The 11,882-nt window shown below is 29.4% G+C and carries 8 protein-coding genes; all 8 read right to left on the bottom strand.

The genetic code is table 11. The annotated features are described in order from the left end of the window. Positions 1–188 precede the first annotated feature (188 nt). Positions 189–1,556 carry a SpoVR family protein gene (locus tag OW729_RS16985; protein ID WP_268062752.1) on the bottom strand — a complete coding sequence of 456 codons (1,368 nt, stop codon included), beginning with the start codon at positions 1,554–1,556 and terminating at the stop codon, positions 189–191. A gap of 4 nt (positions 1,557–1,560) precedes the next feature. Next, a complete protein-coding gene (yhbH, locus tag OW729_RS16980) occupies positions 1,561–2,730 on the bottom strand; it encodes a sporulation protein YhbH (RefSeq protein ID WP_268062751.1) in 1,170 nt (389 codons plus the stop codon). A gap of 4 nt (positions 2,731–2,734) precedes the next feature. Beyond that, entirely contained in the window at positions 2,735–4,657 is a 1,923-nt protein-coding gene (locus tag OW729_RS16975; RefSeq protein ID WP_268062750.1) for a PrkA family serine protein kinase, read from the bottom strand. A gap of 147 nt (positions 4,658–4,804) precedes the next feature. Beyond that, positions 4,805–5,863 carry an endonuclease/exonuclease/phosphatase family protein gene (locus OW729_RS16970; protein ID WP_268062749.1) on the bottom strand — a complete coding sequence of 353 codons (1,059 nt, stop codon included), beginning with the start codon at positions 5,861–5,863 and terminating at the stop codon, positions 4,805–4,807. Positions 5,864–6,086: 223 nt separating this feature from the next. Continuing rightward, complete coding sequence (locus tag OW729_RS16965) at positions 6,087–6,626, bottom strand: biotin transporter BioY (protein ID WP_268062748.1); 540 nt, start codon at positions 6,624–6,626, stop codon at positions 6,087–6,089. 362 nt (positions 6,627–6,988) lie between these two features. Beyond that, on the bottom strand, positions 6,989–8,266 hold the full coding sequence (locus OW729_RS16960; protein ID WP_268062747.1) for an SH3 domain-containing protein: 1,278 nt from the start codon (positions 8,264–8,266) through the stop codon (positions 6,989–6,991). Between the two features lie 284 nt (positions 8,267–8,550). Continuing rightward, a complete protein-coding gene (locus OW729_RS16955) occupies positions 8,551–9,804 on the bottom strand; it encodes a cation:proton antiporter (protein ID WP_268062746.1) in 1,254 nt (417 codons plus the stop codon). Positions 9,805–10,542: 738 nt separating this feature from the next. Next, positions 10,543–11,868, bottom strand: a complete 1,326-nt coding sequence (locus tag OW729_RS16950; RefSeq protein ID WP_268062745.1) for a pyrimidine-nucleoside phosphorylase — start codon at positions 11,866–11,868, stop codon at positions 10,543–10,545. Positions 11,869–11,882: the final 14 nt, after the last annotated feature.

Genomic DNA, 11,882 nt, shown 5'->3' with positions numbered 1-11,882 from the left:
ATTGTAAAAATATTAAAGAAATTAAAATAACTAGGTGTTAGCATAATAATACTTTTACCTAGTTATTCTTAAATAATTTAATTCTAAAATTTTTATGGAAGTTTACACAAAATTCTTGACAGACTCCCCCATTCTAATCTCTAGTCTTAGTCACTAACTATAAAAAGTGCGTCACCGCACTTTTTTTCTTACTCATAAGTTATCAATTTATTTTCATTACAATTAATTGTTATTAATTTTCCTCTAAAGAAAGTCTTCAAAGAAACTTTATGTTTCCATAAATCTACTATATATTTTAGAGTTTCTTTTGCATAATCAAAATCTATTTCTCTTCCATCATAAACGTGCTCTAACATTAATGTGTTGTCTTTCTTTAATACATCTATAACCCTTATATGAGGCATCATTGACATTCCACATGATTTTGCTAAAGTATCTCTTATATTTTCCCATCCCTCTTCATCTGATATCTCTGTAATATAATAATCAAAATTCTTTTTACCATATTCAAAAAGGTTAAGTTCCTCACATAATTCTTTTGTTAAATATCTTCTTATAAAAGACTCATCCCTATCTAGAAGTCTTACTTCAAATATTTTTTCTATACCATGTTTTTGTACTAAATCTTCATATATCTTAAATCCTATATAATAAGGATTTATTCTGCCTACTGTTGGAGCTATTACATCATTATGTCTTTTTATAAATTCAAGATGAAGAGATGGATCTAAATTTAGTTTTTTTAGGATATTATAGTGCCAATAACTTGCCCATCCTTCATTCATAATTTTTGTTTCTACTTGTGGAATAAAATACCTTGTTTCACTTCTTACAATTTCTAGTATATTTTTCTCCCATTCCTCCAAATCTCCATACTTACTAATAAAGTAAAGAATATCATCTTCAGGCTGAAGTGGTATCCTATCAACTTCTGGAGGTTCTTCTTTAACATAAGGTTTTAAAATATCATAATTAGAAACTTTTTTCTTATATTCATCTAACATTCTCTTTTTTAAGTCTTCATCACTTATTCTTACTTCCCCTATTGCTCTAGAAGTTTGAAATCTTATACCATGAGCAGCATTTATGATTTTTTCTGTACCTTCATATCCTATACTTGGGTCATTTATATAGCTACTTACCATATTGCCATGATTTTTAAACATTTCTATAGTGTATTTTGCATGAGTACCTTCTCTAAACAATCGATTGTTTTTAAAAAAATCATTATGTCCATAAACATGAGCAATAGTAAGTATTTGTAAAAGAAGTGTGTTATCTTTCATTAAATATGCTATACAAGGATTTGAATTTATAACCATCTCGTAGGGAAGTCCTGTCAAATTGTATTTGTATAAAGTTTTAAGCCTTTCATAAGCTTTACCAAAACTCCAATGAGGATACCTAGAAGGCATCCCCACATAAACTTCATAAGCTAACATATCATTATAGCTTATAATTTCAAATTCTTGAGGGTAATAATCCAGCCCAACTTCATTAGCTATAACCTCTATCTTTTCATTCCATTTCTCTAAATCCTTTACTGTATATTCCAAAACATCACCCCTCTTTTACATCGGGTATTAAAATATTTTTTAATGAACTCCATAATTCTTCTTTATTTTTAATAGTACATGTAGCAAAATTTTTGTATTTTACTTCATCTAAATATTTTTTCTTCATAGTTGAAAAAGTCATACCAGGCATAATTTCTGCATATCCAAAAAGGTTACATACCTCACAAAGTTCTTTTGCCTTTTGTACAGCCTTTTCATTGTCTTCACTCCAATTATCTCCATCACTTACATGAAAAGCATATATATTCCAAAGTTCTGGCCTATACTCTCTTTCAATTACTTCAAGCGCTTTTTCATATCCACTTGAAATATAAGTTCCACCAGACTCCATTTTATAAAAAAAATCATGTTCACTTACAACTTTAGCTTTTGTAGAATGGGCAATAAACACAACCTCTACTTTCTCATATCGCATTTTTACAAATTGATATAATAGAAAAAAGAAAGAGCGTGCAAGATATTTCTTAGTTCTATCCATAGAAGAAGAGGTATCCATTATACACACAACAACGGCATTATATTCATGCCTAACAGTATTTTTAAGTCTATGATATCTTAAATCATCTTCCTTAAATGGAAATCTCTCTATTTCCTCTTCCTTTCCTTCTTCCATTAAAGCTCTCTTATACCCTTGTTTTCTTTTTAACTTTTCCATAACTGTTCGTTTTTTTGCAAGCCTAGGTCTTATCCCATTTTTCTGATAACCAGCTTTTTTCTTTGCCTTATCTGATATTATCTCTGCCGATTTCTTTTTATCTAAATTAGGAAGATCTAATTCTTCGAATAAATAATTCATAATTTCTTCTATACTTACTTCTGTTTCATATATATCTTCTCCATCCTGATTTCCTGCCCCTTGGTTTCCCTTACCACTTCCTTCACCATTTCCAGTGGCTATTCTGTCTCCTCTCTTTTCTTCACCTGTTCCACTTCCAACTCCGCCGGTATTTTCACCATAAATAAATTGATACTCTTTCATTCCTCTTATGGGAATTCTTATTTTTCTATCCTTACTCTGACCTATTATACTTTCTTCTGATAATATATCTACTAGATTTTTTTTTATAGCACCTTCTATTAGCTGTTTGTGTCTTCTTCTATCTTCTACTGCTCTATCATGATCTATAGGATTGAAATCTCTAAATATTGTCATACTATCAATCCTTCCAAAGATTATTTGCTGAATATTTCAAAATAACATCACAGCAGTGATCACAATATCCGTTTAACTTCATTTCCTCCACCATAGCATTATATTTCTTACTTTGCTCCTTATCTCTAACTTTTGATTGAGTTATAACTCTTGACAAATCTCTAACAGAAAGTACTAACTTCTTTTCTATAGCTTCTTTTAAAGGTTCATAAGATGTGTAGTTTATATCTCCACCATTTCTAATTATATAGAACATATATGATGTAACATCTGTTCTAAAACCTTTTGCAGAACTTTCTGTAACTCCAATTTGCTCTTCTATAGAACGCATAAAAGTCTCATCTGGTTCCAACTCTTCTCCTGTATATCCATCCTTTAGTTTAGTTTTATTTACATAAGCTTCTGCATGATCTATATAATTATTGAAAAGACTTTCAGCTTGCTCTCTAAAACTACTTATAAAAGCTCTTGTTACTTCTTTTTCTAAAATCTTATTATATTCTTTTCTTATAGTATCTTGAACAAACGCTAAATACCTATTCTTATCTTCATCATTTATATCCAAATCTTTAACAGATTTTATTATGCTCTCCATAACACTTAATGGATTTATACAATCATATTCAGAATTTGAGAGAGCATTATCAATAGCTTTTACTATAAATCTAGTAGAGATACCTGACATCCCTTCTCTAATACCAGCCTCTTCTTTAAGCTCTATATTATCAATTTTTTTAGTTGTGCCTTTTTCTACTATCTCTTCTCCATTGTATATCTTTAATTTTGTTAGGGAATCTACTTTAGTTGAAGGTGAGATTCTTGAAAGTATTGCAAACATTGCTGCAACTTCTATAGTATGAGGTGCAATATGGGCATTAAAATTGCTCTTTTTTAGAATCTTTTCATATATCTTTATCTCTTCATTTAATTCGAGACAATATGGCACTTCTATTTTTACAATTCTATCAAGTATAGCTTCATTAGTATGATCTGATTTAAATTTATCCCATTCAGCTTCATTTGAGTGAGCAACTATTACTCCATCAAAATATATCATTGAGTTTTTACCTGGAGATGGTATTGATTTTTCTTGAGTAGCAGTAATTATTGTATGAAGATACTCTACATCATTCTTAAATACCTCTATAAACTCTACCATACCTCTGTTTCCTACATTAAAGGCTCCATTTAATGATAGTATTCTAGGGTCATCTTCTGGGTATAAATCCATTTTTGATATATCCACAGAACCCGTCAAAACAGAAGTATCTTGATTATTAGGGTCAACAGGTGGAACAACACCTATTCCTTTCCTTGATCTTATAGAGAAATCTGTAGTAACTATTGGAAATTTTTCATATTTTCCGTTAAACTCGTGTTTTAATCTATATCTACATTTTGGACATAAATCTCCTTCTATTTTTATTCCTAACATCTCCTCAAATTCGCCTCTTAGATGCTTTGGAATTAAATGAAGCGGTTCCTCTCTCATAGGACAATCCTCAATAGCGTATATAGGTGGACTATTTTCTAATGCATTTTTTAGTGCCTCTACTAAAGAAGATTTACCAGCTCCAACAGGCCCTACTAAATATAACACTTGCCTTGCTTCCTCGCCTTGCATAGCTGCTGAGTAAAAATAGCTTACTAATTTCATTAAAACTTTATCAATTCCAAAAAAATCTTTTTCAAAAAAATTATATTTTTTTATAACTTCATTACCATATATCTTTCTTATTCTGATATTTTCTTCTGGTCTTAAAAGCTGAAATCCTTGTTCTGTTATTATGTCATACATTCTCTTATGAGCAAGTTTAACTACCTCAGGATTATTCTTTACTATTTCAAGATATTCTAAAAAAGTCCCCTTAAATTCCTTTCTTTTTTTATTATCCCTATCTTTTTCTATAATCTCCTTAAACTCCAAAGGATCCCCTCCTTAAAATAAAAAAATTTATATAAGTCATGAGACAAGCTTTCTTTTGAAAATGTCTTGCTATTCTATTTTTTAATTTATATGCTCAATTATATAACTTTATTACAAATAAGGAGGTTAGGTCACAATTTTTACATTCTATTCAAGTACAAATTCCATTCTTACTGGATTATGATCTGAATTTTTAAATTCTAAAGAATATCCTTTAACACTTTTAACATTAACATTTGGCGAAACCAAAAAACCATCTATAACAGATAAATAATTTTCACCTTTTTTATAAGGCTTATCTACAGTCCTATTTGAAGGAGTTAAATCATCAGCTGCCCATTTAAATCCTTCAGGTTTAAAACTGTCTGGAATTTCTTTAAGCCATTCGGGCCATTTTCCACTATTTTCAAAAATGTTAGGATCAGTTCCTGGAACCACATGATTCCAATCTCCTCCCACAATTACATAGTTTCCTTTATTATATTCCTTTTTAATATGTTCCTTTAAAAACCCTAACTGTTGCTTCCTTATTAATCCGCCTTTATCATAAGCAGACAAGTGAGAATTTATTAATATAAGTTCTTTTCCATTATCAACCTTTAATCTATTTTCAGTAAAACATCTATCCAATTCACAAAGCTGTCTAGGCCATTTTTCTTTTCCTGGATATTGATATCTATCACTCTTTTTAATGTTGTATTTAGAAAGTGTAACTAATCCAGCTTCTACTTTTCCATGTGGTTTTAAAATAGGTACTGGAACCCAAGGTACTTTATAATTAACCCCAAAGTTTGAACCATACTCTTTAAATGCATTCTTTATATCTGAGTATTCATCTATCTCATAGCTCCTTGTAGCTTTTATGTCAACCTCTTGGAGTAATATAAAGTCACTCTTATCCTTATCTAAAAAATCTATAATTCCTTTAAGATTTCCTAAAGTTTTTTCTTTGCTTTCTGAACGTGATTGACTTCCTCCATCCATAAAAAAATCTCTTCCTTCATCTAATCCACAATACCCTATATTGTAGGTTAATACCGATAAAGGCTTGTTCTTATTTAAAGTTTCATTCTTATTATTTTCTACTTTTAGATTTGTTACATCTTTTGGTCTATAGTCAGTTACTGTCATAAATATAAGATATCCTATAAAAATAACTAGTATAATAAGTATTAATGCTAAAATAACTTTAAAAATATTTTTCACTTTTCTTCCTCCTAATCATTATATTATTATCCTTTATTTATCATCTTTTGATTTTATTCATACTATATAAAATTAATACCTTATCAAAATATAACATAAAAAATGGCTTAGTACAGAATTTTATTTTTATTCCATACTAAACCATTTAATTTTTAATTATAAAAAATTAGTTACTTTTCATTATATAATAAATAATTCATAACCTTCTAATGTAACAAAAATATCATCTATATTCACGAATCTTATTTATCTTTCTTCCTATAAAACCTGCTGCTAGTGCCTTAAATAAGTCTCCCCAAATAAAAGGTAATGCCCCAGAAATAAAAGCTTTATATACTCCAATACCTGAAACTTTTCCAAGCCATGGAACTCCTATTAAATACACAATGATAATTCCACCTAAGATAGATGAGAAAATTAAACGTACTATAGAGTCTCCTTTCCCCTTTATTAAACTTATAACAATGGTTCCTATTAAAAATCCAATTAAATATCCACCAGTAGGTCCCGCTATAACTCCAATTCCTGCTCTTCCCCCAGAAAATACTGGTATCCCTATTATACCCAAAAATAAGAAAGTACCAATACTTAACCCTGCTTGAATAGGTGTTAAAACACATCCAGCCAGCATAACTGCAAGAGTTTGAGCTGTTATAGGCACAGGACTAAATGGAAGTGGTATTATAACATATCCTAAGACTGAAATAATTGCAGCAAACATAGCTGAATATAAAATATCCCTTATATTTATTTTTTTTGTCATTTAAATTCCTCCTACCCCTTGACTAATTTAATCAATAAATCATGTTAATTAGATGATTCCAATGTTATATAATATGTTTTATTGTTACTAAATTTAAAAATTTCTTAACCTCGTATTTTATTTAAGTATAAAAAAAACTTATTATATTGTCAACTATTATTTATTTTTAGGTTTACAATATTGAATTTAATATCTTGCCTTTGATTTAAAAAGCTATTGTTTACATTCTTTTAAAATAATAAAACACTCTACAAGTAGACTCTTTTATCTACTTTGTAGAGTATTTTTTACTTATATTATTTTAAAGCATAAAAAATGGTCAGCCTTTAAGCTGATCATTTTTTATGCTTTTATTTAAATTATTATTTTCCTTGTGCATGCTCTATTTTGCTAGTATCTACTCCATAACTTTGTTTTGCATATCCTCCATTATCACTGCCATTTACTACAATCATATAAGGCCACCAATTTTCCATTGATTTTTTAACATCTTCTGAATAATAATATCTATCTTTTCCTTTTTTAACACCGTCTTTATAAACTTCACCCCAACTATTAGGATCATATACTTCAAAATATGTTTTATCATCTACAACTCTGTATCCTTTAACTACTATAAAATGGCCGCCTCCTCCTTGATAATGTTTTCCTACATGTTCCTCTTCTTTATCGTTATAGGTTATATAATTACTATCTATACAAAGTATTATTATATTCCCACTCTTCAATTCCTTCTTAAAAGTACTTTCCTTTGTATCTTCCAAAGTCCAATTTTTTACTTTGTATTTATCTAAATAATTTTGAATATCATATGTGAACCACCATCCACCTTGGCTTCTATATGTATTTCTAGCGTCTTGTGCTGTCTTATTAAAAGAAGGCTTGGCCCATTTTATAGCCATCGTAACACTAGATGGGCCACAATTTTCATAATTATATTCTCCAGTATCATACTGATCTATATACCAATCATATTCTTTATCATTATGAACATACTCTGTTTCATATTTTCCAAGTCCTAATGTTTTATTTACTAATCTTTTAATACCAAAATTTAATTTTTTACCTTCTTTTAATTTTAATCCAGAGGCGCTTTTAATACCAGTTCCAAGTGTTAAAGTATAACTATCTCCTAATTCATACCCATCTTCTGGTGGACTAATAAGTATACTTTTAAAATCCTGACTTAATTCCAGTTTTAAAGGTAAATCAACGCCCTTACTATTCTTTATTTTTATCTCTTTCTTTACTGTTTCATCTAGATTAATTTTATGATTAAAATTAATTTTCCATGTCTTATCTGGTTCAACAATTCTATCATATATCTTTTTAATTTCTTCTGATTTTTCTTGGGAGCTTGTATCAATTTTTACATATTTCTTATATACATACCCATAGGAAGAACCTAGTTTTATTTTGTACCACTCTCCAACAGTTTCTACTATCTCTACAGGTACATTAGGTGATAGCTTTCCTATAATACTTGAATTTAAACTTGGTGACTTTCTTACATTTAAATTGCTACTAGTATTTACGATCCCTTTTGTATTGCTTAAAGCTTTTACTAAAGAACTTGATCCAATAACTGGACTTAATACCATAGAAATTGCAAGTATGACTGATGCTATTTTTTTTCTCATATTCAATCCACCTTCAAATTACTTCATTTGTAAATTTACCCTATAAATTTTAACATTATATAAATATTATTTATTTACAAAATAGTAACAATTATAATACTTGTTAAGCTAGTTATGTTGTAAAATAAAAAAGTAGTATTGTAAATTTATTCTTAATAAATTTACAATACTACCTTTAAATCTAAATTTTTTTCTTAAAAAAATGCTATTTTTTACACTGTTTTAAACTTCCTTTAGTATTTACTAATGTATATTTTAAATTGTTAAGTCCTGCATAATGTTTTTTATGCTACACTTTTCGCATCACTAGTATCTTTATCTAGCTTCAATAATTTTGCTAATAAGTTGGCCGTACTAGCTTGGAAAGTAAGTGTTATAATTATAGCCATAAAGGTTACTGATGATATAATTTCTGCATTAGGAATTTTCATCGTAATCATCATACCTGCTAAAGCTGCAGGTATTACCCCTGTCTCTCTTATAGACATCATATATAAAACTTCTTTTAAATTCCATTTTGCTTTTCTATCAATAGAAATAGATATAAATGCTGATATAGGTCTTGCTATAAATATAAGAACAAAAACTATAGCTAAGGATGGCTTCCAATATTGAGCTAATACATTAAATTGTACGTGAGTTCCTAATAATATAAAAATCATCATTCTCAATATAACAGTTAGAACTTCCTTAAATCTAAGATGAGTTATATAACTTTCCTCGGCAAGTGTAAGCTTTGCCATAGCTTTGTTTCCACAAATCATTCCCATTATAAATGCCGCCATAAAACCACTAACTCCAAGTTCTTCTCCTATAAGGTATGAGGCTCCTACGCCAACAATTGCCATTTGTGAAGGATATTGTTTTAAAAACCCATATTTATTATCTGTTATTAGTATAGATACTAAAGAACCAACTACTACTCCTACCGCTATTCCACCAATAGAAGTTATTAATAGTTTTAAAGAACTACTTCCTAGCGAAAAACTTCCCCCTTGAATAATTGTTATAATAGAAAAAGTTATTATCGCTCCAGCAGCATCATTAAAAGCTGACTCAGATATTATTGTCTGCTTTAGTTTATTGCTTATATTCATATTTTTAAATAAAGGCACTAATACTGATGGGTCAGTAGAAGCTATAACAGACCCTAACAAAAGGGCATATATAAAATCAATATTAAGTATCTTATGAGCAAAATACCCTGTTATAAATGTAGATAATATAACTCCTATAGTAGCTAAACTTATAACAGTGTACTTAACCTTATTTAATACATCTAATTCTACTTCTCTTCCTCCATCATAGAGTATATACGCAGCACCAAAGGTTAGTATAAACTGATTTCCTATCGGGAACTTGTCCACATTAATTAAATTTAAAACATATGGCCCTAATATTATTCCTGCTACTATAAAAAGAACTACATCCGGTAAATGAAGTATTTCGCTTAATTTCCCAAAAACAACTCCTGATACTAAAACTAATACTAATAATTCTAACAACATTTTACTTCCAACAATTGCAGTAGACTCCATTTATTTTCCTCCTTCTATAAGTCTTTTAATTAAACATTTTATTCTTTAGTATTCATTAATGATAGCACTTTATATTTTTACTTTCAATATACAAATCAGCTGTAAACATTTGCAGTTTTTGGCAAATCAATACCCTTTTATAGCGCTATTTATGCGGCTTTATACCAATTACCCAACCTTAAAATATAACTCCATTTAGCCTTTAAGATGACAGCTATTAGCCCATTAAATACATAAACTCATAGTATTAAATAAATAAAACTATCCTATTATATATATACTATTAGTCTATTGACTAGTTTGAAATAATAGATTAACAAAGTACTAATAACCATATTAGTGATGTTTATAATTACAAATATAATACACAAAAAACCTAGTGAACAGATTATGATGTGCATTCCTTTTAGTAACAGATTTTTATTTCTTAATCTGTCTCTCTTAAAAGGAATGCATCCAATTACCTTTTCACTAAGTTCTTCTTACTTTAATAAATCTATTTTCTACTAAGACACTTGCTAGAATAGCTGTCATAAAGGCAAATAATGATCCACCAAAGCTCTTATTCCTAATTTTGCAATTTCATGACGTCTTTCTAGTGCAAGTCAACTCTAGCTATTCATGTTACACATTTTATTTTGTTTACAGCATATACCCAGATTAATATTCAACTCTTTTAATTTTGTAATCCTTCTGATCTTTTTAATTAAAATAGGTGAATATTATTAAATTAATAATTTAGAATTTCTTTATCCCATCTTTAGTTACTATACCTTTTATTAATTGTTTTGGTTTAATTTTTTCATCAACTATTCCATATGCCTTTAAAATAATTTCTTCTGAAGATTTCTTTTTATCCTCATTATTGGCATAAATAGTGGCTATAGATTCTCCTTTTTTAACAAAATCTCCTATTTTCTTATGAAGTACCACTCCAACAGATAAATCTATTTCACTTTCCTTAGTTTCACGTCCTGCTCCAAGAACGAGAGCAGCTAAGCCTATATCATCAGCTTTTATTTCTTTAACATATCCCTCTATCGGTGATACTATTTCTTCAACTATGCTAGGATTTGTAAATAAAGATGGATTATCTACAAACTCAGGGTTTCCGCCTTGAGCTTCTACTAACTCTCTTAATTTAGAAATCCCTTCACCAGATCTTATTATTTCTTTTAATATTTCTCTTGCCTCTTCAGCATTCTTAGCCTTTTTTCCCAAAACAAGCATATGTGAACCTAAAGTTAAGCACAATTCTGTAAGATCTTCTGGTCCTTCTCCGTTTAGCGTATCTATAGCTTCTTTTACTTCTAAAGCATTTCCAATAGCAAATCCTAAAGGTTGATCCATATCTGTTACTACACCTATTGTATTTCTTCCAACATGTGTGCCTATATCAACCATTTCCTTTGCAAGTTCAAAAGAACTATCTTCATCTTTCATAAAAGCTCCACTACCTGTTTTCACATCAAGTACTATAGCATCTGCTCCAGAAGCTATCTTCTTACTCATAATACTTGAAGCAATTAATGACATGTTATCTACAGTAGCAGTTACATCGCGAAGTGCATATAATTTTTTATCTGCAGGAGCTAAATTTGCTGTTTGGCCACCTATTGCTATCTTCTTTTCATTTACATTTTTAATAAACTTTTCAACAGGCATTTCTACTGAAAAACCATCAAAAGATTCTAATTTATCAATTGTTCCACCAGTGTGCCCAAGTCCTCTTCCTGACATTTTTGCTACAGGTGCTCCAGCTGCTGCAACTATAGGCCCTAAAATTAAAGTTGTTGTATCTCCAACTCCACCTGTACTATGTTTATCTACCTTAATACCTTCTATTAGAGAAAGGTCTATAGTTTCTCCACTATCAACCATTGCTTTTGTAAGATCAGCTGTTTCCCTTTTATTCATCTTTTGAAAGTATATAGCCATCATAAGTGCTGACACTTGATAATCTGGTATTTCCCCTTTTGTATATCCACTTACAAAAAAATTAATTTCTTCTGTGGTAAGTTCTTCGCCATTTCTTTTTTTCATGATGATATCATACATTCTCATAGGACTTGCCTCCC

This window comes from Clostridium brassicae (genome assembly GCF_026738875.1).
GTDB lineage: Bacteria > Bacillota > Clostridia > Clostridiales > Clostridiaceae > Clostridium_H > Clostridium_H brassicae.
The sequence above is the reverse complement of the archived record's forward strand: the minus strand, read 5'-3'. Positions and strand labels throughout refer to the sequence as shown.

Coding starts and splice junctions, on each gene's coding strand:
- OW729_RS16960 (WP_268062747.1), bottom strand. CDS start 8,266: ATGAGAAAAAAAATAGCATCAGTCATACTTGCAATTTCTATGGTATTA.
- OW729_RS16950 (WP_268062745.1), bottom strand. CDS start 11,868: ATGAGAATGTATGATATCATCATGAAAAAAAGAAATGGCGAAGAACTT.
- yhbH (WP_268062751.1), bottom strand. CDS start 2,730: ATGACAATATTTAGAGATTTCAATCCTATAGATCATGATAGAGCAGTA.
- OW729_RS16965 (WP_268062748.1), bottom strand. CDS start 6,626: ATGACAAAAAAAATAAATATAAGGGATATTTTATATTCAGCTATGTTT.
- OW729_RS16955 (WP_268062746.1), bottom strand. CDS start 9,804: ATGGAGTCTACTGCAATTGTTGGAAGTAAAATGTTGTTAGAATTATTA.